Source organism: Domibacillus sp., from assembly GCF_031181085.1.
Taxonomy (GTDB): domain Bacteria; phylum Bacillota; class Bacilli; order Bacillales; family Domibacillaceae; genus Domibacillus.
In genome coordinates this window covers 60,426-83,604 of the sequence record NZ_JAPSLE010000010.1, presented here as the reverse complement: position 1 = coordinate 83,604, position 23,179 = coordinate 60,426, and the positions used below count along the sequence as shown (strand labels likewise).

The 23,179-nt window shown below is 46.9% G+C and carries 22 protein-coding genes; 16 read left to right on the top strand and 6 right to left on the bottom strand.

Translation table 11 applies throughout. The annotated features are described in order from the left end of the window. Nucleotides 1-146: 146 nt before the first annotated feature. From RIN81_RS14110 to RIN81_RS14090, 5 genes are all read right to left on the bottom strand, one after another. On the bottom strand, nt 147-614 hold the full coding sequence (locus tag RIN81_RS14110) for a low molecular weight protein-tyrosine-phosphatase (protein ID WP_309091211.1): 468 nt from the start codon (nt 612-614) through the stop codon (nt 147-149). Nucleotides 615-645: 31 nt separating this feature from the next. Further along, nucleotides 646-1,875, bottom strand: a complete 1,230-nt coding sequence (locus RIN81_RS14105) for a PucR family transcriptional regulator (protein WP_309091209.1) — start codon at nt 1,873-1,875, stop codon at nt 646-648. A 12-nt stretch (nt 1,876-1,887) separates the two neighbouring features. Beyond that, on the bottom strand, nt 1,888-3,360 hold the full coding sequence (gene putP, locus RIN81_RS14100) for a sodium/proline symporter PutP (RefSeq protein ID WP_309091207.1): 1,473 nt from the start codon (nt 3,358-3,360) through the stop codon (nt 1,888-1,890). 170 nt (nt 3,361-3,530) lie between these two features. Further along, nucleotides 3,531-5,072 (bottom strand): L-glutamate gamma-semialdehyde dehydrogenase, encoded by a 1,542-nt coding sequence (pruA, locus tag RIN81_RS14095; RefSeq protein WP_309091205.1) that lies wholly within the window; start codon nt 5,070-5,072, stop codon nt 3,531-3,533. Nucleotides 5,073-5,091: 19 nt separating this feature from the next. Then, entirely contained in the window at nt 5,092-6,009 is a 918-nt protein-coding gene (locus RIN81_RS14090) for a proline dehydrogenase family protein (protein ID WP_309091203.1), read from the bottom strand. 358 nt (nt 6,010-6,367) lie between these two features. On the opposite strand from RIN81_RS14090, the gene recQ reads away from it, so the two are divergent. The 13 genes from recQ (at nt 6,368) to prfB (ending at nt 20,336) form a co-directional block, all read left to right on the top strand. Then, nucleotides 6,368-8,494 carry a DNA helicase RecQ gene (recQ, locus tag RIN81_RS14085; protein WP_309091201.1) on the top strand — a complete coding sequence of 709 codons (2,127 nt, stop codon included), beginning with the start codon at nt 6,368-6,370 and terminating at the stop codon, nt 8,492-8,494. After that, on the top strand, nt 8,487-9,422 hold the full coding sequence (locus tag RIN81_RS14080) for a RecB family exonuclease (protein WP_309091199.1): 936 nt from the start codon (nt 8,487-8,489) through the stop codon (nt 9,420-9,422). The genes recQ and RIN81_RS14080 overlap by 8 nt, the downstream gene beginning before the upstream one ends. Before the next feature lie 181 nt (nt 9,423-9,603). Further along, nucleotides 9,604-9,927 carry a TspO/MBR family protein gene (locus RIN81_RS14075; RefSeq protein WP_309091197.1) on the top strand — a complete coding sequence of 108 codons (324 nt, stop codon included), beginning with the start codon at nt 9,604-9,606 and terminating at the stop codon, nt 9,925-9,927. A 99-nt stretch (nt 9,928-10,026) separates the two neighbouring features. Next, nucleotides 10,027-10,443: a MarR family winged helix-turn-helix transcriptional regulator gene (locus RIN81_RS14070; RefSeq protein ID WP_309091195.1), complete on the top strand. Its 417-nt coding sequence runs from the start codon at nt 10,027-10,029 to the stop codon at nt 10,441-10,443. Between the two features lie 16 nt (nt 10,444-10,459). Further along, a complete protein-coding gene (locus RIN81_RS14065) occupies nt 10,460-11,434 on the top strand; it encodes a ring-cleaving dioxygenase (protein WP_309091193.1) in 975 nt (324 codons plus the stop codon). A gap of 161 nt (nt 11,435-11,595) precedes the next feature. Then, the gene (gene flaG, locus RIN81_RS14060; RefSeq protein ID WP_309091191.1) at nt 11,596-11,946 is read left to right on the top strand and encodes a flagellar protein FlaG; all 351 of its coding nucleotides are present in this window, start codon (nt 11,596-11,598) and stop codon (nt 11,944-11,946) included. Nucleotides 11,947-11,960: 14 nt separating this feature from the next. Continuing rightward, nucleotides 11,961-13,754 (top strand): flagellar filament capping protein FliD, encoded by a 1,794-nt coding sequence (gene fliD, locus RIN81_RS14055; protein ID WP_309091189.1) that lies wholly within the window; start codon nt 11,961-11,963, stop codon nt 13,752-13,754. A gap of 34 nt (nt 13,755-13,788) precedes the next feature. After that, nucleotides 13,789-14,193: a flagellar export chaperone FliS gene (fliS, locus tag RIN81_RS14050; protein ID WP_309091187.1), complete on the top strand. Its 405-nt coding sequence runs from the start codon at nt 13,789-13,791 to the stop codon at nt 14,191-14,193. Continuing rightward, a complete protein-coding gene (gene fliT, locus RIN81_RS14045; protein ID WP_309091185.1) occupies nt 14,193-14,537 on the top strand; it encodes a flagellar protein FliT in 345 nt (114 codons plus the stop codon). Before fliS ends, fliT begins: the two co-directional genes overlap by 1 nt. A gap of 141 nt (nt 14,538-14,678) precedes the next feature. Further along, entirely contained in the window at nt 14,679-15,230 is a 552-nt protein-coding gene (gene hpf / locus RIN81_RS14040; RefSeq protein ID WP_309091183.1) for a ribosome hibernation-promoting factor, HPF/YfiA family, read from the top strand. Between the two features lie 221 nt (nt 15,231-15,451). After that, nucleotides 15,452-16,501, top strand: coding sequence for an SEC-C metal-binding domain-containing protein (locus tag RIN81_RS14035; RefSeq protein WP_309091181.1), 1,050 nt, complete (start codon nt 15,452-15,454; stop codon nt 16,499-16,501). Between the two features lie 95 nt (nt 16,502-16,596). After that, the gene (gene secA, locus RIN81_RS14030) at nt 16,597-19,107 is read left to right on the top strand and encodes a preprotein translocase subunit SecA (protein ID WP_309091179.1); all 2,511 of its coding nucleotides are present in this window, start codon (nt 16,597-16,599) and stop codon (nt 19,105-19,107) included. Nucleotides 19,108-19,237: 130 nt separating this feature from the next. After that, nucleotides 19,238-20,336 (top strand): peptide chain release factor 2 gene (prfB, locus tag RIN81_RS14025; RefSeq protein WP_242231882.1). Its coding sequence is split into 2 segments (ribosomal slippage): nt 19,238-19,309 and nt 19,311-20,336, totalling 1,098 coding nucleotides; the frame shifts between segments, so codons are not numbered across the junction. Nucleotides 20,337-20,381: 45 nt separating this feature from the next. Here prfB and RIN81_RS14020 read toward each other — a convergent pair. After that, the gene (locus RIN81_RS14020; protein ID WP_309091176.1) at nt 20,382-21,368 is read right to left on the bottom strand and encodes a M23 family metallopeptidase; all 987 of its coding nucleotides are present in this window, start codon (nt 21,366-21,368) and stop codon (nt 20,382-20,384) included. Between the two features lie 153 nt (nt 21,369-21,521). Between RIN81_RS14020 and spoVAC the strand changes: the two genes are divergently transcribed. Genes spoVAC through RIN81_RS14005 form a run of 3 tightly spaced genes read left to right on the top strand, consistent with a single transcriptional unit; the run spans nt 21,522 to nt 23,178 of the window. Beyond that, complete coding sequence (spoVAC, locus tag RIN81_RS14015) at nt 21,522-21,995, top strand: stage V sporulation protein AC (RefSeq protein ID WP_309091174.1); 474 nt, start codon at nt 21,522-21,524, stop codon at nt 21,993-21,995. Further along, nucleotides 21,995-23,005, top strand: coding sequence for a stage V sporulation protein AD (gene spoVAD / locus RIN81_RS14010; protein ID WP_309091172.1), 1,011 nt, complete (start codon nt 21,995-21,997; stop codon nt 23,003-23,005). Before spoVAC ends, spoVAD begins: the two co-directional genes overlap by 1 nt. After that, nucleotides 23,002-23,178, top strand: a complete 177-nt coding sequence (locus RIN81_RS14005; RefSeq protein WP_242231878.1) for a DUF1657 domain-containing protein — start codon at nt 23,002-23,004, stop codon at nt 23,176-23,178. Before spoVAD ends, RIN81_RS14005 begins: the two co-directional genes overlap by 4 nt. The last annotated feature ends 1 nt before the right edge of the window (nt 23,179 follow it).

Here is a 23,179-nt window from a genome sequence, read left to right as displayed (position 1 = left end):
TTATAAGATATATTTCCTTTAAGGTAAGCTTGAACAGCTGCAAGTTTGGTATCACTGTCGTATTTAGTCATAAAAAAACTGCACCTCCAATTGTTAGTTGTGTCTAACAATTGGGGTGCAGTTCATGTGAAGGCAGTCCTTTTGTTTTACACAAGCGCATGCTCCGCGCGGATTTTTTCGAGCAGCGCCGCACAGCCGTCCAGCACGAGGTCATACGTTTCTTGAAAGTCGCCTGTGTAGTACGGATCGGGTACGTCTTTTTGATGCTCCGTTAAATCTAAAAAGCGAATAATTTTCGGATGATCCGGCTGGCCCAGCATGTCACGAATGTTGGTGATGTTGCTTTCATCCATGCCAATGATATAGTCGAATTTCTCAAAATCAGCTGCATCAAGCTGGCGGCCGCTCAGTCCTTCTGAAGAGATGTTATATTCCTTCAGCTTGGCCAGTGTTCCTTTATGAGGAGGAGAGCCAATGTGCCACGAGCTTGTCGCTGCGGAATCCACTTCAATACGTTCGCTCAGTCCTTCTTTTTGAACAAGGTCGCGGAACATCGCTTCGGCCATCGGTGACCGGCAAATGTTGCCGAGACAAACAAATAAAACGTGAATCATAGCGTTCACTCCTTTTTTCTTCATTATAGCATTAACGGAGATCCCGCTTCATCAGCTGCAAATCGATATACAGCTGGCAGCGTGTATGAAAGTCGTCGAAGTTGATTGAAGTCAGCTCGTCAATTTGCCTCAGCCGGTATTTAAGTGTGTTTGTGTGAATAAAAAGCTCCTCTGCTGTCGGCTTGATCCGGCAGTTATTGAGCAGGAACACTTCAACCGTCCGAACCAGGTCAGAGTGGGCGTCGGCGTCTTTTTGACGGAGCTTGAGTAAATCTTCATTTACATAATGAGTGCTCAAGTGATATTGTGCGATCGTCTCTAAATAACGAAGAATGCCGAGGCGGCTGTATTCAGGTTCCATCTCACTGCTGTCATGCAGAAAAGCAGCTGTCCGGCATACTTCAAGCGCTTCAAGATAGCTTTTTCTGAGCATCGCCATGGAAGAGTACGCATTGCCAATGCCGGAATAAAGCCCATGCTCTTGAAACTGGCTTCTCACCGTCCGTACGAGCACACGGGCACTGGCTGGCAGTTCTTCCGATGGTCCGCCGAGAAGCACAGTGACTTGCAGGTGATCGGTGAACACATGAGCCGGCTGGTCCAGCGTGTTGGCAAAAAGAGCGATCGTTTCATACAGGTCATCGATCGTTTCTTCTTCGATCGAATCAAGCAAAAAAACCGTGACAATAAACGAAGAAGGCAGCGCAATATGTAATTGCGCCGCTTCCCATTTCATTTCGCTGTCGGTCTGGTAGGACTGATGAATAAGCTTGCGGAAAAAATCATTTTTTCGTTCATCACGCCGCCGCGCCAGCTGGTTTTTTTTGTGAAGGACCTTGCCGATATGAAAGGACACATCGTGCAGAAAGGAGAGCTCCTCCGCCGTTAAAGAAGGTTCTGTTTCCTGCACCCAAATGTAGCCGAGGATGTGCTCTTTAAAACGGGCGCTGACCACAACGCGCTGATTCAGCCCGATTTCCAGCATTTCCTTTACGCGAAAAGGTTCCCGCATCGACTTTAGTTGATCGACAATGCCTTCATCCATAAACGTCTTCAAAATAGAAGTCGTCCAGCTTTTTGAAAAAATCGTCTGCTGATTAGCCCGGTCAAACTGCTCAATGTAATAGGAGCTGTACGCTAAAAGAGAAAACCGGTCATCTTCAATCACGACCGGTTTTTTCAGCACACCGCTGATCACATCGGTCATTTCGTTTAAATCCGTTAATGAGAGAATTTTTTCAAGCGGCTGGGTTAAATCCATGACGGATCCTCCTTATTTTGATTCGTTTAACGTGCGTTCAAATTCATCAAAGCGCTGAGCCGTTCCTTCAGACGGCTTTGTCAGCAGGCTGACAACAACAATCGCCAGTAAGCTTGCGGCAAAACCAGGAATCATTTCATACACGTCAGCCGCCCAAGGTGTTTTCGTCCAAACGATCACCGTAACGGCACCGACGATCATGCCGGCGAGGGCTCCCCAATGGGTCATTCGTTTCCAATACAAGCTCAGCAGTATCGCTGGGCCGAACGAAGAACCGAAGCCTGCCCATGCGTAGCCGACGAGCGCCAAAATGGTGGCATTTTGTTCCCATGACAGGATCAAGGCAACGATCGAGACAAGTAAAACGGCCAGGCGTCCTAAAAATACAAGCTCCCGGTCCGAAGCGTCGCGGCGGAAAAACGTTTTATATAAATCTTCCGTCAGCGAGCTTGACGTAACAAGCAGTTGCGATGAAATCGTACTCATAATCGCGGCCAAAATGGCGGAAATCAGGAATCCCGTAATGATCGGGTGGAACAAAATATTACCCAGTTCGATAAAAATTGTTTCCGGATCGGCCAAGCTCAGTTTTTCGTTTGTGTAGTAAGCAAGCCCGACAAAGCCCGTTACCATGGCGCCAATGCTGGAGAAAATCATCCAGCTCATGCCAATACGGCGTGCTTTTTTAATTTCTTTTACCGATGAAATGGCCATAAAGCGGACAATAATATGCGGCTGTCCGAAGTAGCCAAGTCCCCAGGCAAAAAGGGACACAATCCCGATAAAGCTTGTTCCTGTGAAAATGTTCAGGAAAGCCGGGTCTACCGAGCGGACCGTATCAATCGAAGGACCGATACCGCCAACATGAAACAGTGTAACAACCGGTACTAAAACAAGTGCCAGAACCATGATAATACCCTGTACAAAGTCCGTCCAGCTTACCGCCAGGAAACCGCCAAACAGCGTATAAGCAATGACAACGCCGGCGACGATCCAAAGGCCTGTATGGTAATCGAGACCAAATGTGCTTTGGAATAACACACCGCCAGATACCATTCCGGATGAAATATAAAAGGTGAAAAAGATAATAATAACTAATCCAGATACGAGGCGGAGGATTTTGGAGCGGTCACGAAACCGATTTTCCAGATAGCCTGGAATCGTAATGGAATCTCCGGCCATTTCTGTATACATGCGCAGGCGTGGCGCTACATAAAGCCAGTTTGCCCAGGCGCCGAGTGTCAAGCCGATAACAATCCATGATGAACTGATACCGCTTGCGAACATGGCACCGGGCAGGCCCATCATCAGCCAGCCGCTCATATCTGAAGCGCCGGCCGAAAGAGCCGTGACAGCAGGACCGAGCGTACGCCCGCCAAGCATATAATCGGATAAATTTGATGTTCTCTTGTATGCATAATACCCGATTAAAAGCATGCCGGCCATGTATACAACGATGGAGATCACTAAGGAAGTGTCGACCATGGAAATCCCTTCTTTCTATAATAAAGTGATAACAAGAAAAAGTAAGGCATTGTGCAGTGGGAATTGCAATCCGTTTCCTGTGGGCTGTGCTGAAAGGGTCGAATAACGATTCTTTATTAAACAAGAGGCGTCTCTTAAGCTGACGTGGCAGCGTAAGAGACAGCCTCCTTTTAAAGCATTTCGGATGTTGTTTTTGCCTGCATATGAAGCTGAAGATAATCCGGGCCGCCTGCTTTTGAATCAGTGCCGGACATATTAAAGCCGCCAAATGGCTGGTAACCGACAATCGCGCCCGTACAGCCGCGGTTAAAGTACAAGTTACCGACATGGAATTCTTCGCGTGCTTTTTCCATATTAAAGCGGTTTTGGGTAATAACCGCACCCGTTAAGCCGTAATCGGTGTTGTTCGCAATTTCGAGGGCTTCATCGAAATCCTTCGCTTTTGCGAACGCTACGACCGGTCCAAAGATTTCTTCCTGCATCAAACGGGCATTTGGCGCTACATCCGCAACAATGGTCGGCTGAACAAAGTAACCCGTTTCATTGTCGCCGCTTCCACCCGCTACAATGCGTCCTTCTTCTTCACCAATTTTAACATAACTCATTATTTTATCATATGCCGATTGATCAATAACCGGGCCGACAAAATGGTTGTCGACCGGGTTGCCGACAGTTAAGCCATTCGTCAGTTTAATCGCTTTTTCGAGTACTGCATCATACACATCTTCTACAATGACTGCCCGGGAGCAGGCGGAGCATTTTTGTCCGGCAAAGCCAAATGCGGATTGGACGATCGACTGGGCAGCAAGGTCAAGATCGGCTTCTTTGTCTACAACAATCGTATCTTTACCGCCCATTTCGGCGATCAGGCGCTTCATCCATTTCTGGCCTTCGCCGACTTTAGATGCCCGTTCAAAGATACGCAGACCAACATCACGTGAACCTGTAAATGTAATAAAGCGGGTTTGTGGATGATCCACAAGGTAGTCGCCGACTTCTGCGCCGCTGCCCGGCACAAAGTTCACCACGCCCGGCGGGAGTCCCGCTTCCTCCAGTACTTCAACAAAACGTGCTGCCACAACAGGTGTTGTAGAAGCCGGTTTTAGGAGAACCGTGTTGCCTGTGACAATGGAAGCAACCGTTGTGCCTGCCATAATCGCAAACGGGAAGTTCCACGGTGAAATAACAATGCCGACACCGAGCGGAATGTAGCTGTACCGGTTAAATTCACCTGGACGGCTCAGTACAGGCGCGCCGTTTTTCAACTCAAGCATTTGCCGGCCGTAGTATTCCATAAAGTCAATCGCTTCAGCGGTATCAATATCCGCTTCGCGCCAGGGCTTGCCGGCTTCTTTTGTTAAAAGGGCAGAGAATTCATGGCGGCGTCTGCGGACAATGGCCGCTGCTTTAAACAGGACATTCGCACGAATTTCCGGGGCGGTTTTCTTCCACGTTTGGAACGCTTCAGATGCTGCCTGCATCGCTTTTTCAGCAAGAGCCTGGTCTGCTTTTGACACCGAGCCGATCACTTGATTTTTGTCAGCCGGGTTATAAGAGACAATTTTATCTTCAGTTGTAATGCGTTCACCGCCAATAATGAGCGGGTAATGGCCGCCGAGGCTGCTTTCTACTGCATCCAATGCTTTTTTGTATGCAGCCTGGTTCGTTTCTTTTGAAAAATCAGTAAAGGGTTCATGTTTGTATGGGATCATGAGTTTCGCTCCTTGTTATTTATTTTTTCGTCATGCCCTTAAAAGCAAAGGCGATATTTGCCGGCCGTTCCGCCAGCCGTCTCATAAAATAGCCGTACCAGTCCATGCCGTATGGCACGTACACACGGACGCGGTAGCCTTGTTTCACTAGTGCCTGCTGCAAAGAAGTGCGCATGCCGTACAGCATTTGAAATTCAAACTGTTCAAGCGGAATATTGTGCTTACGCTGCATCGCTTTTGTAAATTCGATCATGTTTTCGTCGTGTGAAGCGATGGCTGTGTAATTGCCGGCCAGCAGACTTTGTTCGATGAGTCTCATATAGTTTGTGTCCACATCTGCTTTGTCCGGATAAGCATGTTCCGGGCTTTCCTTATAAGCGCCTTTGACGAGGCGAAGGAAAGGATTCAGGCGGCTGAGTTCTTTTAAGTCCTGCTCAGTGCGGTATAAATAAGCCTGAAGTACAGTACTGACATTTTTGTATTGCTTCTTAAACTGCTTAAACAGCTCAAGTGTTGCCTCACAGCGGGTAACATCTTCCATATCAATGGTGACCATGATATCGAGTTTTTCTGCTTCGTCTAAAATGCGGGTCATATTCGCGACAACCAGCTCCCGGTCAATATCAAGGCCGAGTGATGTCATTTTTAATGAAACGTGAGAATCAAGTCCTTCTCTATGAATCATGCGAATCGTTTCGATACACTCTTCTGTCCGCTCAGCTGCCACTTGTGGGGAATCGACAAATTCACCAAGATGGTCAACCGTTACCGACAACCCCTGCTCGTTTAGAGCTTTAATATAGGCGATAGAGCTGGCAAAGTCCGTGCCGCCAATGATTTTACCGGCCGCAAAGTTGCTGCCGCGGCTTTGGGCCAAATGATTTAATGTTTTATTTTTAGAAAGAAAAAGAAAGAAATCTCTCGTAACCGCTTCCATAAAAAGCACCTCCTAAAAGGAATGTTATCTTGTTACTAGTGTATGCGGATTCGATTTCAGGAACAATGTTCACGGAAACTAAAAATGTAAACGCTTCATTGTCGGTAAGTGACAATAAAGAGGTATCTTTTTTATAATGTCTAGCTCCAGACGCCATCAGCTCGAGGGCTCGCAGGACGTGAGTCACAAAAGTGTTGCGGCACGATGCCGCGTTCTTAACTTTTGTTCCACAAGAAAAACTCTTCTGGCGGCACAAAACGCCTCCGTCAGTACCCATCTTATGCTTGTCGCTTAAAGCTAGGCGTCCTACGCTTTTCTTAAATGTGCTAAAATGAAAGAAAAACAAAGAGGTGTTTGCATGCTGGAAGAGGCACGCAGCTTTTTGCAGTCACATTTCGGCTATGATTCATTCCGGACGGGCCAGGAGCAGGCAATAACCAACGTATTAAGCGGTGAAAATACGATTTGTGTAATGCCGACAGGCGGAGGAAAGTCGCTCTGTTACCAGATCCCGGCACTTGTCCTGGAAGGAACAACGATTGTGGTCTCGCCGCTTATTTCCTTAATGAAGGATCAAGTTGATACGCTGCTTGCGGCAGGAATCCCGGCGGCGTATATTAACAGTACGATGACGGGCACAGATATATATGAAACCATCAAAGCGGCGCGAAACGGAGAATACAAGCTGCTTTATATAGCGCCGGAACGGCTTGAGTCGTATTCGTTTATTGAAGATTTAAAGGAGCTGACGGTACCGCTGATCGCTGTGGATGAGGCGCACTGTATTTCGCAGTGGGGGCATGATTTCCGGCCAAGCTATCGCCATATTCAGCGGATGACCGAGCTGTTTCCAAATAATCCTGTTGTGCTTGCGCTGACTGCGACGGCTACGCCGCATGTGCGCGAGGATATTTGCCGTCTTCTTTCTATCGAAGAGGAAAATACGGTTATAACTGGATTTGAACGGAAGAACCTATCATTCTCTGTCGTTCAGGGACAAGACCGGAACAGCTTTTTAAAAGACTATTTAAAGAAAAACGAAAAGGAATCAGGCATTATTTATGCCGCGACCCGGAAAACGGTCGACGGGCTGCATGAACGCCTGCAGCGGGCGGGCATTTCCGTTGCCCGTTATCACGGCGGAATGAGCGATGTGGAGCGGGCACGGGAGCAGGACCGGTTTTTAGCAGATGAAGCAACCGTCATGGTCGCCACCAATGCATTTGGGATGGGGATTGATAAGTCCAACATCCGCTACGTCATTCATTACCAGCTGCCTAAAAATATGGAAAGCTATTATCAGGAGGCCGGCCGTGCAGGGCGTGATGGCCTCGACAGTGAGTGTATTGTGCTTTATTCGTCGCAGGATGTACAGACACAGCGCTTTTTAATTGACCAGGCGCTTGAACGCGACCGCATTCCGCAGGAGCTTGAAAAGCTGCAAGGCATGGTGGATTACTGCCATACAGAAAAGTGCCTGCAGCAATTTATTGTGGCGTATTTTGGTGATCCAGGTGCCAAGCCGTGCGGCCGCTGCGGCAACTGCACTGATTCACGCAATAGTGTTGATGTGACAAAAGAAGCACAAATGGTGCTTTCCTGCGTGATCCGGATGGGACAGCGGTTCGGCAAAGCGATGACAGCGCAGGTACTCACAGGGTCACGCAACAAAAAACTGATGGAGTTCGGCTTTGACAGCTTGTCCACTTATGGCATTTTAAAGCAGCAAAGCGTGAAGGATGTCACCAACTTTATTGAGTTTTTAATTTCGCAGGAGCTGATCGGCGTTGAACAAAAACAGTTTCCAACCATTTTTGTGACAGAGCTGGGACGGGAGGTTTTGCTGGGCAGGGAGACCGTGATGCGCAAGGAAGCGGTACAAACGAAAAAAATTGCCGCAGACGACCCACTGTTCGATGTGCTCCGTGCGCTTCGCAAGAACATTGCGGAGGAAGCGGGCGTACCGCCATTTGTTATTTTTTCTGATAACACACTTCACGATATGTGTGCCAAGCTGCCGATGGATGAAGAAGATTTTCTTTCTGTTAGCGGTGTCGGAGAAAGCAAAATGGCGAAATACGGAGCTGCATTTTTAGCTGCGATCAAAGCGTACACAGAAGAAAACCCGGACCGTCAAAGAGATTTGACCGCTGATCCTGCCGCAGTTGCTCCAAAGAAAAAATCGGTTAACTCCTATTTAGATACACTCGAGCTGCATCAAAAAGGAATGGCTGCCGAAGCGATTGCGGCGGAACGAAACCTGACAGTCGGAACGGTCGAAAATCATTTGATTCAGTGCATGGAAGAAGGACTTGATGTGAATCTCGGTCTGCTGGTGCCGGTTCATCATCACGAAGTGCTTAAGCGGGCTGTTGAAGAAGCAGGAGCGGACCGGCTGAAGCCGATTAAAGAGCAGGTGCCGGAAGAAGTAACCTATGGCATGATCAAAGCGTTTTTGGAAATGCGGAGGCGGAATCATGTTTGAGGTCAAAGCGTTTCCTGAATTCTCCTGGTCGTTTTCGCGCCATAAAACACTGATGACGTGCGCACGAAAATATGCGTATGAGTATTACGCCGGCCATAACGGCTGGCTGTATGATGCAGATGAAGCAGTTAAGCACGTGTACCGGCTGAAGAAGCTGAAAAATGTGCCGATTGCATTTGGGCAAATTGTGCATGAGCTGGCAGAACGAGCGCTCCGTATGTTTCTTAACCATGGCTATGTGATGACGGACGCGGAGCTTGTGGGAGAAGCAAGAAAGATGCTGAACCAGGCGTACCTCGATTCCCGCGACCGGAAGCAGCAATGGCTGCAAAAGCCTGCCCGTTTTCATATGCTGTACGATATGTATTATGAAGGCGAACTGAACCGGATGGAAGCAGAAGAATACCGACGCCGCCTGCCCATCGTATTCCAGAACTTTCTGGCGAGTAAATCCTTTGGCGATATTACCGGCCGCCCTCAGACGATGCAGTTTCAGCAGGCCGAGGAATTCCGGTTTATGACCGTTGACGGGGTGAAAATTTTTGTCGTGATGGATTTGTTATACCGCGACTTAGAAACGGATAAGTGGGTCATTGTCGATTGGAAAACTGGTAAGGAAGCGGAAGATGACCGGAGCCAGCTGGCACTTTATGCGTATTATTTGATGCAGAAATACGATGCGCGGGTGGAGGATATTCAAATACGCAACGAATACGTGCTGACCGGCGTGCAAAAATCATACACGCTCAGTGAAGGAGACATTGCGCTCATGCTGGAGAAAATGAAGCAAAGTGTCCACATGATGCGCCGCTATCAGCTTGATATTCTATCCAACGAGCCGGCTGAACTCGATGACTTTCCGCGGACTTCTTATGAGCAGCGCTGCCAGATGTGTAATTATAAAGAGGTTTGTCTTGCACCGTCTTAGACGGTGTTTTTTGTTTTGAAAAGAGGGACAGCGGCAAAATAAAAGTATACCGAGTAAAGGAGTTTTGCCCATGAACGTTTTAAATGGAAAAAAATTGGCCGCCAGTGTCCTGCTGCCTGTTGTCGGCGGATCGATCATAGGTGCAGTCGCCAATCGAAATACGTGAGAAGATTACCAGCAGTTGAAAAAGCCGTCTTTTTCACCGCCAGGCTGGGTATTCCCGGTTGTATGGACCGGGCTTTACACAGCCATGGGCATTGCGAAGTACCGGGCATCCGTCCGGAAACCGACAATAGCCCTTCAGCTCGGGCTGAACTTTTTATGGTCCTTTTTATTTTTCCGCTGTGGGCTGCGCGGGACTGCTTTTGTGGAAATGGTCCTTATGCTTGGCGCCATTACATGGACCGCCTATGAATTTCACCAGGCTGACACTGTAGCAGGTAGGCTCATGATGTCGTACGCGGCCTGGGTCGCATTTGCGCTTGGTCTGAATTATTCTATTTAGTCGTTAAATAGAGTTCACTCGTAACAGGTAAGCTTTTTTCTTGATTGATTTTCAGTTTAATATTAAATTGATTATACCAAATGAAAGGAAGTGAGACGGATGCAGAAACGGGAGCGGATGATCAGCATTCTGGCCTGGTTTCGGCTGTCACGCTTTTACAACGAAAGCATCCGCAAGTCTAATCAGCATTTAAAAAAGTGGGGACTTTCCGCTGCACAATTTGATGCGCTGGCTCAAATTAGGGCGAGCGGCCGTATCTGCCAGCAGGATCTGGCGGAAAAGCTTCTGGTCACAAAAGGTAATGTGACGCATATGCTCTCGAAAATGGAAAAGCTGGGCTGGGTCACAAGAGAGCGCGAATGGAAAACGAAATATATTACGCTGACCGAAACTGGAAGATCACTCGTAGAGGAAGTGCTGCCGGTGCAGGAGCAATTTCAAGCGGATCAATTCGGAAAGCTTTCGATAGAAGAAAAGAAACAGCTGCTTGAGCTGCTGAAAAAAATTCAGTCATAAAAAGGAGAGAATGAAAATGGAGTTTAAAGGCATTCACCACGTATCAGCCATTACGGCGAATGCAGCACGAAATGTGACGTTTTACACGGAAGTACTGGGAATGCGTTTAATTAAGAAAACGGTCAATCAGGATGAAACATCGATGTATCATTTGTTTTACGGCGATGAAAGAGGAAACCCGGGGACGGAGCTGACGTTTTTTGAAATTCCAATGGCCGCACCGAACCGGAACGGAAACAATTCTATTTCAGGTCTTTCTCTGCGCGTGCCGAACGATGCAGCGCTCGATTACTGGCAAAGCCGGTTTGACGAATTTGGTGTTAAGCATCAAGTTATCATCGATCAAGGCGGCCGGAAAGCTTTGCCGTTTCAGGATTTCGAAGGACAGCGGTTTTTCCTTGTGTCGGATGAAGGAAACGAGGGTGTCGCCGGCGGTATACCGTGGGAGAAGAGCCCGGTGCCGGCTGAGGCTGGGATCATTGGGCTCGGACCGGTACATTTAACTGTGCCTGCTGCAGAACCAACTGCTGCTGCGTTAACTGAACTGATGGGCTTCCGCGAAGCGAAGCGATATCCATCGCCTGTAGAAGGACAGCCGGACGTCATTGTTTTCGAAACAGGGGAAGGCGGTACAGGAGCAGAAGTGCATGTGGAAGAGCGAAACGATCTTGCGCCTGAACGGCCGGGACGCGGAGGAGTTCACCATGTTGCTTTCCGGGTGGAGGACGAAGAAAAACTGCGCGAATGGATTGCACGTGTTCGTGAAGCGCGTATCGGCAATTCTGGATTTGTGGACCGCTTTTACTTTAAATCTCTTTATTTCCGCGAACCAAACCGCATCCTGTTTGAAGTGGCTACCGACGGCCCCGGCTTTGACACAGATGAAGAGTTGGAGCACCTCGGTGAATCGCTGGCACTGCCGCCATTTTTAGAGCCACAGCGTGAACAGATTGAAGCACGCTTAAAGCCGCTGCCAGTTACATTTTTATGATGAAAAAGCCTTTCTTCCTTATATAACGGGAAGGAAGGCTTTTTTTTGATGAAGAAATGTCAGTGTTTTGTAAAATAAGACGAATTGTCCAAATTTTGTTTAACAAAAAAAGAAACACGCCGATATAAAGAAAAGAAAATGTGCATGAAGGGGGCAAAACGATGGTTGATCGTATAGGCGAAAGAACAATACCAGTAACAGCCAAATCAATTGAAGCAAATGAAACAAAAGCAGTAGAAGCAGAGCAAAAGCCTGCAGCAGAAGCGGCTGAGCCGAGCACTCCGGTAAGGGAGGAGGAGCTGCAAAAATTTGCGGATCAGGTCAACACGTTTTTACAGCCGACCCAGACGCACGTTCAATTTGAATACCATGATGAACTGCAGGAATATTACGCGGTGATCGTGGATAACCACTCAGATGAAATCATTAAAGAAATTCCATCGAAAAAAATATTGGACATGTATGCGGCAATGACCGAATTTATCGGCTTATTCGTCGATAAAAAAGCGTAGGGAGGACAACGATTATGGTGCTTCGCGTAGGCGGAATGGCCAGTGGCATGGACACTGAGTCGATTATTAAAGACTTAATGAAAGCAGAGCGGATACCGCTTGATAAATTAAAACAGAAAAAGCAAACGCTAGAGTGGCAGAGGGACCAGTATCGGGAAATGAACCTCCTGCTCAATGACTTTAAAAACTTAACGTCTTCTACGGGAATGAAACGGACACAAAACTACCGGGCTAGTTCGGTATCATCATCTAATGAAGCATTGGTTACAGCTACAGCGTCTTCTGCAGCTATTTCAAGTTCCTATAATATTTCGAATGTTACTCTTGCAAAAGCAGAGACATGGGTAACAAGTTCTCTGAAAAATAGTGGAACAGTAGATGCGTCTAAAGCATTTTCAGACGCGGCTAATACATTTGATGACGGTTTTACCTTTTCTTTCACTGGTCAAGCAAAGACGAAAACATTATCAGGAAATGGCAGTACTACCGGGTTGAATTTAGGTGTAACAAATATTAAAACTGCTGATTGGGCCAATATGTCTGTAAGTGTAAATGGTACTAATTATACAGTAGTAGACTCAACCTCTACAGCAACACTAGGAGCAACGGAGGTTAAAATTAACGCTAACGGAGATTTAGAATTTGGCTCTGCAATTGCTTCAGGAGCAAGTATAAAAGTAAACTATGTGACTACTGACCCGGGTAGTTATGAGAAATTTTCTATTACAACAAAAAATTCAAAAGGTTCCGTAACGGAAGATTTTCTTTTTAATTCCTCAGACTCTATAAATAGTGTAATCAGCAAGGTTAATAATTCTGGAGCGGGTGTTTCTTTGTTTTACGATTCTGCGTCTGGTCAAATATCAATGATGCAGAAAGAAACAGGGGACTTTAATAGTGGTGCTGGAAACATTTCAGTTAGCACAACCTTCAAAGATTTATTAAAACTTGATAGTACTAACCCATCAAATATTGATGGTACGGATGCTTCAATTACAATAAACGGCTTAACAACAACCCGCGATTCAAATAAGTTTGAAATAAATGGTGTTACATTCACATTAAACAAAGACAGTGCAGCTGGAGAAACTGCATCGTTATCAGTGAGTAAAGACACTGACACGGTTTACAACAACATTAAAGACTTTGTTGAAAAATACAATACATTAATTGCTGCCATTAGCGCAAAGACATCGGAAGAACGCTATCGCTCTTACACACCACTGACCGATGAGCAGCGAGAACAACTTACAGACAAGCAGCAGGAACAGTGGGAGGAAAAAGCAAAAAGCGGACTGCTTCGGCGGGATACTACACTTACTGGAGTACTTTCCGCAATGAGAAGCAACTTTTCCCAGCCTGTTGTAAATGCTAATACAGATTCGAACTATAACCAGCTGGCTGAAATCGGTATTACCACTTCAAAGAACTACTTGGAAGGCGGTAAGCTGGAAATTGACGAAACAAAGTTGAAAAAAGCATTAGCTGAAAATCCAGAAGCCATTGAAGCGTTGTTTATCGGAGGATCAAGTACTTCTCCTATTGGCGAGCAAGGAATTATTCACCGTTTAAATAACACAGTCGATAAAGCAATGGATCAATTAAAAGATCGGGCCGGGAGTGCCGGATATACAAATCAAAAGTTTGCCATCGGCCGTCAGCTAACAAGTGTAGATAACAGCATCAGCCGGTTTGAAGACCGGTTAACACAAGTAGAAGATCGTTACTGGAAACAATTCACAGCGATGGAAAAAGCAATGCAGCAAGCAAGTGCACAGTCTGCTTCTTTAGCACAGTATTTTAGTTAATAAGAATAAACTTTAAAAAAGGAGTGTCTTTCTTTTGGCAATGAACAACCCACAACAGGCGTATGCGAATAATTCAGTTAATACAGCATCGCCTGGTGAATTGACGTTAATGTTGTACAATGGATGCATTAAATTTATCCACTTGGCTGAGCGGGCGATGAAGGAAAAAAATATTCAGCAAAAAAATATAAATGTACAAAAAGCGCAGGCGATTATCCGCGAGCTGAGTATTACTTTAAAAACAGATACAGACTTAGGCAAGGACATGCTGGCTCTTTATGAATTTCTCCATGAACGTCTTGTTGAGGCGAACATTAAAAATGATCCAGCTATGTTAAAAGAAGTAGAAGGGTTTGTCGTGGAGTTCCGCGACACGTGGAAGCAGGTTATTCAAATAAACCGCCGCATGCAGCATGTTGGTGCGGGCGGCCGGGTATAATGACGCCGGTTCATGACTGTCATAAAATGACGAAAAGGCTGCTTGATCTGCTTCAGGCAGCGAATGAGGATCGTGACAGTCAAATTCAAGGTGTTGAAGAGCTGCTGGACCAGCGCGGTGACATTCTTCCAAGCATTCAGCCGCCTTTTACGGAGGAAGAGCAAAAGCTTGGACATGAGATTCATTTAATGAACCAGGAGATTGAGCAGCACCTGCAAAAGCTGAGCCGGGCTGTGAAAGAAGATTTACAGGAAGTCAAAGTGAAAAAGAAGACGATGAGCAAGTATTCAAATCCGTATGAAGCACTCCAGACAGATGGTGTTTTTTACGATAAACGCAATTAATCCGGTGCCTCTAAAGCCCGGATTTTTTCCCTATAAAAGTTTTTTGAAAATTCGACAAATTTTTTCGAGGATTAAGAAGGATTCTGAAGGGTACATAAAGAATATAGAAGTATAGCAATTAGTTGAAGGAGGAGTTCTAGCATGATGAACTATAACATTCGCGGTGAAAATATTGAAGTGACTCCGGCTATTCGTGAGTATGTAGAGAAAAAGATCAGTAAGCTTGAGCGCTATTTCACCGAAACTCCTAATGCGAATGTGCACGTGAACTTAAAAACGTACAATAACACAAACGCAAAAGTAGAAGTGACGATCCCGATGAAAAATCTCGTTCTTCGCGCAGAGGAACGTAATCCGGATCTATATGCAGCTGTTGATTTAATTACAGATAAACTAGAGCGCCAGATTCGCAAACATAAAACGAAAGTAAACCGCAAGTTCCGTGAAAAAGGTGAGCCGCAGGATTATTTCGCGGTGCAGGCTGACAGCGTGGCTGTAGAAGAAGAGCAGGACGATCTGCAGGTTGTCCGGACGAAACAAATTGACTTGAAGCCAATGGATTCAGAAGAAGCGGTTCTTCAAATGAATCTGCTGGGCCATAACTTCTTTATTTACACAGATGCTGAAACAGATGGCACAAACATTGTGTACAAACGAAGTGACGGCAAATATGGCTTAATTGAAACCAACTAATCTTTTTCTTTTATATTAAGAAAGCAGGCTGATACCATGCTTTTCTTTTGAGGCACCAAGCGAGTGACCATACAGATTATGAGCATCGGAGCCGGCAGATACCGGCAACCGAGCATGTATGAGCACCCTAAGAAGTCCGCAGAATACGCGGGCTTCTTTTTTGTATGTGCGATTCATGATATGATAAAGAGCGTGACTTTGCACGAGGAGGAAAAAAGAACATGTCAATTGGACGAAATGATCCGTGCCTATGCGGCAGCGGAAGAAAATATAAAAAATGCTGCGGAAAAAGAGAAGGAGCGGCGATTGTACCGGTTTTGGTAGAAGAAGCAAGTGTGATTCAGCGGGAATTGATTGATTATGCAATGGAAAATCATTCAGCGATGCTGAAAAAAGAGTTTCAGCCGCTGCTTCGGTCAAATGAAACACTGCGTCAAAATGAACAGGTGTTTCTTGTAACATTTGAAATTTGGGCGATTTTAACCCGGACGATTAAAGAAAACGAGACGATTTTAACGAAATTTGTGAAACGTCGCGTACCATCTATTTCACGTCAGCGCACAGCGGAAATTGTCTCTTCGTGGGTAGATTACCGCTTTATGACCGGAGTCATCGAATCATGCGACGGACCTGTCTATCGAGTGCGTGATATTTTAACAGACGAGGTTTATTCTGTACGGGCACTCCGAAGTGTTGATCTTGTTGGCGCGTTTGTGACCGGAGCACTGCTGCCGCATGAATCTGATTATACGTTTTTTATGACAGATTTCCATTTTGAAGCAGCACATGCAGAAGCGATGGCAGCTGCTGTCCGCAATATGTTTAATGAGTCTGCTTTTGAAGATACGCAGGACTTTTTCATACATAACTTTGTCAGTGTAATGGATACATTGTTTGCCGTGTATGAAAAAGGACATGCCGCTGTTGATCTGACGACATTGATGTGGGCAAAAGAAGCGCAAAAGGAAACAGCCGCGCATATGGAAGCTTCGTTTGAACAGGAGCAGTATGGGCAGCCTGTAGCTCAAATGGCCGTGCTTCTTTGGAATTACTACTGCTCGAAGGAAGACCCGGCAGTCCGGAAGCCTGAAGTCTTTACTGCTGCCATGATCGCTCTTCTTCAAGCGCACGAACTGCTTGATGTGAAAGAATCAAAGGCAGCGATCGCAAGCCGCTATGGTATTTCTGCTGCAACACTTTCAAAACGGCAGAAGGAAATGGAAGCTGTACTGGAAGAAAAATTGCAGGCAGCGGTAAGCGGGCAAAAATAAACCATATGAGTGTACGCTCACCTTCAGAAGTGGTACTATTAACTAGGAAAAATGCGAAGGTTTTGCCCTGTTGAACCTGAAAAGGAGCGTTTAAGATGGGTTTATTAAATAAAGTGTTTGATGCGAATAAAAAAGAAATAAAAAAACTTGAAAAAACAGCTGTAAAAGTGGAGGCGCTGGCGGATGAAACAGCGGCGCTTTCCGATGCAGCGTTAAAAGATAAAACAGAAGAATTCAAACAGCGTTATCAAAAAGGCGAATCGCTTGATGACCTGCTTGTAGAAACGTTTGCTGTTGTACGGGAAGCCGCGAAGCGTGTGCTTGGCCTTTATCCGTACCGTGTTCAGCTCATGGGGGGAGCCGCCCTTCATGATGGGAATATCTCTGAAATGAAAACCGGTGAAGGGAAAACGCTGACGGCCACAATGCCGGTTTATTTAAATGCGATTTCCGGCAAAGGCGTTCATGTTATTACCGTCAATGAATACCTGGCATCCCGTGATGCGGAAGAAATGGGCCGTCTTTACGAGTTTCTTGGCTTAACAGTCGGCTTGAATTTAAACAGCTTGTCGAAAGAGCAGAAAAAAGAAGCGTACGAGTGTGACATTACGTACGGAACAAACAACGAATTTGGCTTTGACTACCTGCGTGACAATATGGTGCTGTACAAAGAGCATAAAGTACAGCGTCCGCTTCACTATGCGGTCATTGATGAAGTGGACTCTATCTTAATCGATGAAGCGCGGACGCCGCTGATCATTTCCGGACAGGCAGCCAAATCAACGCAGCTGTATATCCATGCGTTTTCGTTCGTCCGTACGCTGAAAGAAGAAGAAGATTTCACGGTTGATATTAAAACGAAAAGCGTGCTGTTAACCGAAGAAGGAATGACGAAAGCGGAAAAAGCATTCGGCATTGAAAACTTGTTTGACTTGAAGCATGTCGGCTTAAACCACCATATCACACAGGCGTTAAAAGCGCGTGTGACGATGCATCGCGACGTAGATTACGTTGTGCAGGATGGGGAAGTGGTCATCGTTGACCAGTTTACCGGCCGCTTAATGAAAGGGCGCCGCTATTCTGATGGGCTTCATCAAGCTATTGAAGCAAAAGAAGGCGTTCAAATTCAAAATGAAAGCATGACGATGGCGACGATTACATTCCAGAACTTCTTCCGGATGTATGAAAAGCTTTCCGGCATGACGGGTACGGCCCGCACGGAAGAAGAAGAATTCCGCAACATTTATAATATGCGTGTAGTGGCGATTCCGACAAACCGTCCAATTGCCCGTGATGACCGCGCCGATTTAATTTACGCAACGATGAACGGTAAATTTATGGCTGTTGTGGAAGATATCCATGAGCGCTACCAGAAAAAACAGCCGGTTCTAGTCGGGACAGTGGCGATCGAAACATCTGAGCTTATTTCAGCCCACTTAACGAAGCGAGGCGTTCCGCACAACGTACTGAATGCGAAAAACCACGAGCGGGAAGCGGAAATCATCCAGGATGCCGGACAGCCGGGTGCCGTGACGATTGCGACTAACATGGCTGGACGCGGAACCGATATCAAACTCGGTGAAGGCGTCAAAGAGCTTGGCGGACTGGCTGTTATTGGAACGGAGCGCCATGAATCACGCCGGATTGATAATCAGCTTCGCGGACGCTCCGGCCGTCAGGGCGACCCGGGTGTCACCCAGTTTTATCTGTCAATGGAAGATGAATTGATGCGCCGCTTCGGATCGGATAATATGAAGTCGATGATGGCCAAGCTTGGCATGGACGACACTCAGCCTATTCAAAGCAAGATGGTATCCCGGGCGGTTGAATCTGCGCAGAAACGCGTAGAAGGCAATAACTTTGACGCGCGGAAACGCCTTCTTGAATATGATGATGTATTACGCCAGCAGCGTGAAATTATTTACAAGCAGCGTGATGAAGTGCTCGAAGCAGAAAACCTGCGCAGCATTTTAGAAGAAATGGTGACCAAAACGATCGCGGCGACGATTGCGGCGCATGCGAACGATGAAGAGGCGGCCGATCCGTATGACGCAGAAGGCATTGCCGACACGGTAAACGCGAACCTGCTTGAAGAGGGAGCGGTATCAGCGGATGAACTTCGCGGCCAGGACCTCGATACAATCAGCCGCATTATTTCCGACAAAGTTACGGAACGCTACAATGAGCGAGAAGCACAGCTTGGCGCCGAGCAAATGCGTGAATTTGAAAAAGTTGTACTGCTTCGTGCTGTCGATTCAAAATGGATCAACCATATTGATGCGATGGATCAGCTTCGCCAGGGGATTCACCTGCGTGCTTACGGACAGATTGATCCGCTTCGCGAGTATCAAAACGAAGGCTTTGCCATGTTTGAGCAAATGATTGCTGCCATCAATGAAGAAGCAGCCAAGTATGTCATGAAAGCGGAGATCCGCAGCAACCTTGAGCGCCAGGAAGTAGCAAAAGGCCAGGCGGTCAATCCGAAAGAAGAAGAAGCACCGAAAAAGAAAAAACCGCTTCGTAAAGCGCCGGAAATCGGACGCAATGAGATGTGTCCATGCGGCAGCGGCAAAAAGTATAAAAACTGTCACGGACTTCAAGAGTAAAAACAGGATGCCTGAAAACGAATTGCTTTCAAATCGTGCAACAGCGTTGAAAGCAGGCGTTTGACAGCGGACTGGGTGCGGTTTTTCCGCACCTGTACTCTTGTATTACATTAATTTAGAGGTGGACTAAATGGAACTATTTGAAATTCGCAACACGCTTGACAATTCAGCCGAGAAATTGGCGGACTTCAGGGGGTCTCTTTGACTTAGAAAACAAAGAGGCACGAATGGCAGAGCTTGAAGACCGTATGCTTGACCCTGATTTCTGGAATGACCAGCAGGGTGCACAGGCGGTTATTAATGAATCAAACGCGCTCAAAGAGCTTGTGAATGAATATAAAGATTTGGTGGAAACACAGGAAAATCTTGAAATGACCCACGAGCTGTTAAAAGAAGAAAACGATGCGGATTTGCATGAAGAGCTTGCGAATGAAACGAAAGAATTTCAAACGCGTCTTGACAATTTTGAGCTTCAGCTTTTGCTGAGCGAACAGCATGATAAAAACAATGCCATTTTAGAGCTTCACCCTGGTGCCGGCGGAACCGAGTCACAGGACTGGGCATCACTTCTGCTGCGGATGTACACACGCTGGGCAGAAAAGCGCGGCTTTAAAGTGGAAACAATTGATTACCTGCCGGGCGATGAAGCCGGCGTTAAAAGTGTAACACTTCTTATTAAAGGCCATAACGCCTACGGTTATTTAAAAGCGGAAAAAGGCGTTCATCGCCTTGTGCGGATTTCACCATTTGATTCATCAGGCCGCCGCCATACTTCTTTCGTATCGTGTGAAGTCATGCCGGAATTTAATGAAGAAATCGAAATCGAAATCCGGACAGAAGATTTGAAAATCGATACGTACCGGGCAAGCGGCGCCGGCGGTCAGCACATCAACACAACGGATTCGGCTGTACGGATTACCCACATCCCGACAGGCGTTGTAGTTACGTGCCAGACAGAGCGTTCGCAAATTAAAAACCGTGAGCATGCAATGAAGATGCTCAAAGGGAAATTGTATCAGCGCCGCTTAGAGGAGCAGGAAGCAGAGCTTGCTGAAATCCGCGGTGAACAAAAGGAAATCGGCTGGGGAAGCCAGATTCGCTCATATGTATTCCATCCGTATTCCATGGTAAAAGACCACCGGACAAGCGAGGAAACCGGAAACATCCAAGCGGTCATGGATGGCGATTTAGACGCATTTATCAATGCGTACCTTCGCTCACGCCTGTAAAATGAAACAAACCACCAGAACCCATGCGGTTCGGTGGTTTTTTCGTTAATTCGATTTTTTTTCGGCTTTTTCCGCCTGTTCCCAGTGGGAAAGAGACGGGTACGGGTCAAATGCCCATTCCATCCGGCCGTTATATTTGTACATCCCGTAATGAAGATGAGGCGGAAACTTGCCGGCTGTGCCCGGCTTACCATAGCCGGAGCTGCCGACGTAACCGACAACCGTGCCTGGTTTAACAATCATGCCTTCTTTTATTCCTTTTTCAAAGCCGGACAGATGGGCAAAATAATGGTACACATTATGGACATCCCGGATGCCGACCCGCCAGCCGCCATATTCATTCCATCCTTTTATTTCAATGATTCCGTATGTGGTGGCCCGCACCGGGACACCATAAGAAGCAAACAAATCGGTTCCTTCATGCATCCGGCGCCCGCCCCAGCCGCGTTTGTCCCCCCACGTGCTGCGGTAGCTGTAGTTATACCCTAAAGGAAGAGGGAAAGCATGGCCATCCAGCTCAATTGTATCGAAGTGTCGGTACAAAGCCGCAATCGTCATGATCTGTTTCACCGATGCGTCTTTTTTATAATAATCCTTCAATGCTTTTTTAATATCCGATTCCAGGTAGCCGTTTTTCGTTAACAGGGTCGCCATTGTGAACAACACATCATCCGGATCATTTGGATCGGCTTTTCCGTCTTGATCGCCATCAAGCCCGCGGCCGCCGAAAAAAGTAATCACGGCGGGTGTCGTTGTTTTTTTCAGCGGGTTCAGTTGTCCAGCCCAGGTGCTGCGCGGAAAATGAATGCTGATTGTGCCGGTTCGGTCAGGCAGGTCATCACGGACTGCTTGAATATTCCGCTCGAATTGATCAACAGCGGCTAAATAATACCACGGCAGCAGCGTCTGCCGTTCCATTTTGTCGTAATACGCTGCTCTTTCCTCCGTAACGCGCTGTTCCGCGGAAACAGGCATGGCGCTTAAAAAATAAAGGATGAGGCATGCCATCGGCAGCCGGCTCCACTTTGACATTTACACCCCTCCGTTTCTTTACAGCTATATCGTGCCCCAACTTTCTCTCCGTTTGTCCTGTTACTTCTTGGATGAATAAATATGGCTTTTTTTTGTCACGCTATCTCTGTTCAAGCAAAAAAATGTGACAGCGACAGAGAAGGACGTGACAACATGGCAGATCAAAAAAATTTAACACAAGAACAGACAGATTATCAAAAGCTGCAGAAAAAGCGGGAAGCAAAACGTCCGGTTGCACGAAACTGCCTGCATGCTTTTTTAGTCGGCGGTCTTATTTGTGTAGTCGGCCAGGCCATTCAATACTTTTATATTTTCTTTTTTAACTTTACGGAGCAGACAGCCGGGAACCCGACGGCCGGCACGATGATTTTTATTGCTATGCTCCTGACCGGGTTTGGGGTTTATGACCGGATAGGTCAATTTGCGGGAGCTGGCTCTGCTGTACCGCTGACCGGATTTGGAAACGCGGTGATTTCAGCTGCTATTGAGCATCGTTCTGAAGGATTTGTGCTTGGGGTCGGCGGCAATATGTTTAAACTGGCAGGATCGGTTATTTTATTCGGAGTGTTTTCAGCTTTTATTGTCGCCACTATTAAAATTTTATGGATTCAATGGGGTGGTTTGTGATGCAGATGGGGAAGCGCACGTGGGTGTTTGACCAAAAACCGGTGATTGTAGCAACAGGAACCATAGGCGGTCCGTTTGAAGGAAAGGGCCCGCTGGCGGATGATTTTGATATGCTGCACGAGGATTTATGGCTGGGGGAAGATTCTTATGAAAAAGCTCACCGGCTCCTGTTTGAGCAGGCGTGTGAAACCGCACTGGCAAAAGGAAGACGCCATAAAGAGCAGGTGCAATATATTTTAGGCGGCGACTTAATTAACCAGATTACGCCGACAAGCCTGGCGAGCCGGTCGATTGGCGCGCCGTATCTTGGCTTGTTCAGCGCCTGTGCCACGTCGATGGAAGGACTGGCGCTGGGCGCGATGATTATCAATGCAGGCGGTGCGGATTATGTGATCGCCGGTGCTTCAAGCCATAACGCGGCTGTGGAAAAACAGTTTCGCTATCCAACGGAATATGGCGGTCAAAAGCCGCCGACGTCTCAATGGACCATAACGGGAGCAGGAGCGGCACTTTTAGGAAATGAAGGAAGCGGCCCGCGGGTGACTTCTGCAACGATTGGGAAAGTGATCGATATGGGCCTGAGCGATCCGTTTAATATGGGCGGTGCGATGGCTCCGGCCGCAGTCGATACCATTGAAGCGCATTTAAAAGACCGCGGCGTTGATCCTTCGTATTACGACTTAATTGTAACCGGTGATTTGGGCCGGATCGGCCATTCTGTTTCCATGGACTTGTTCAAGAAAAATGGCACGCCTGTTAAGGAAGAGCAGTACAAAGACTGCGGCATTATGATTTACAACGAAAGCCAGCCGGTTTATTCAGGCGGCAGCGGTCCGGGCTGTTCAGCTGTAGTCGCGTACGGCCATTTATTGAACGAGATGAAAAAAGGAAAAATCAACCGTATGCTCGTTGTGGCAACCGGTGCCCTTTTATCGCCGCTTACGTTCCAGCAGGGTGAATCCATTCCATGTATCGCCCATGCCGTATCGATTGAGGCCGAAGGGGAATGAAAGTAACAAGTGAAATGGATCAATGCCTGGCCAGCTTAAGAAGCATCCAGTCAAGCCTTTCGACACTTATCGTGCTGTCAAAGCGGGAAGAGTCTAAAGAGGAGCTGTATGAGGCTATTCTGGCTGTCAGGGAAGCAGCGGACGATGTACAAAAACGGTTAGAGACGTATTAAG

Excerpts from the sequence above, each read along its gene's own strand:
- RIN81_RS14080 (WP_309091199.1), top strand. The coding sequence starts at position 8,487 with ATGTTTGAGGTCAAAGCGTTTCCTGAATTCTCCTGGTCGTTTTCGCGC.
- RIN81_RS14090 (WP_309091203.1), bottom strand. The coding sequence starts at position 6,009 with ATGGAAGCGGTTACGAGAGATTTCTTTCTTTTTCTTTCTAAAAATAAA.
- hpf (WP_309091183.1), top strand. The coding sequence starts at position 14,679 with ATGATGAACTATAACATTCGCGGTGAAAATATTGAAGTGACTCCGGCT.
- RIN81_RS14020 (WP_309091176.1), bottom strand. The coding sequence starts at position 21,368 with ATGTCAAAGTGGAGCCGGCTGCCGATGGCATGCCTCATCCTTTATTTT.
- RIN81_RS14065 (WP_309091193.1), top strand. The coding sequence starts at position 10,460 with ATGGAGTTTAAAGGCATTCACCACGTATCAGCCATTACGGCGAATGCA.
- spoVAC (WP_309091174.1), top strand. The coding sequence starts at position 21,522 with ATGGCAGATCAAAAAAATTTAACACAAGAACAGACAGATTATCAAAAG.
- flaG (WP_309091191.1), top strand. The coding sequence starts at position 11,596 with ATGGTTGATCGTATAGGCGAAAGAACAATACCAGTAACAGCCAAATCA.
- fliD (WP_309091189.1), top strand. The coding sequence starts at position 11,961 with ATGGTGCTTCGCGTAGGCGGAATGGCCAGTGGCATGGACACTGAGTCG.
- spoVAD (WP_309091172.1), top strand. The coding sequence starts at position 21,995 with ATGCAGATGGGGAAGCGCACGTGGGTGTTTGACCAAAAACCGGTGATT.
- RIN81_RS14005 (WP_242231878.1), top strand. The coding sequence starts at position 23,002 with ATGAAAGTAACAAGTGAAATGGATCAATGCCTGGCCAGCTTAAGAAGC.
- RIN81_RS14105 (WP_309091209.1), bottom strand. The coding sequence starts at position 1,875 with ATGGATTTAACCCAGCCGCTTGAAAAAATTCTCTCATTAACGGATTTA.
- RIN81_RS14070 (WP_309091195.1), top strand. The coding sequence starts at position 10,027 with ATGCAGAAACGGGAGCGGATGATCAGCATTCTGGCCTGGTTTCGGCTG.
- fliT (WP_309091185.1), top strand. The coding sequence starts at position 14,193 with ATGACGCCGGTTCATGACTGTCATAAAATGACGAAAAGGCTGCTTGAT.
- pruA (WP_309091205.1), bottom strand. The coding sequence starts at position 5,072 with ATGATCCCATACAAACATGAACCCTTTACTGATTTTTCAAAAGAAACG.
- RIN81_RS14110 (WP_309091211.1), bottom strand. The coding sequence starts at position 614 with ATGATTCACGTTTTATTTGTTTGTCTCGGCAACATTTGCCGGTCACCG.
- secA (WP_309091179.1), top strand. The coding sequence starts at position 16,597 with ATGGGTTTATTAAATAAAGTGTTTGATGCGAATAAAAAAGAAATAAAA.
- RIN81_RS14035 (WP_309091181.1), top strand. The coding sequence starts at position 15,452 with ATGTCAATTGGACGAAATGATCCGTGCCTATGCGGCAGCGGAAGAAAA.
- recQ (WP_309091201.1), top strand. The coding sequence starts at position 6,368 with ATGCTGGAAGAGGCACGCAGCTTTTTGCAGTCACATTTCGGCTATGAT.
- putP (WP_309091207.1), bottom strand. The coding sequence starts at position 3,360 with ATGGTCGACACTTCCTTAGTGATCTCCATCGTTGTATACATGGCCGGC.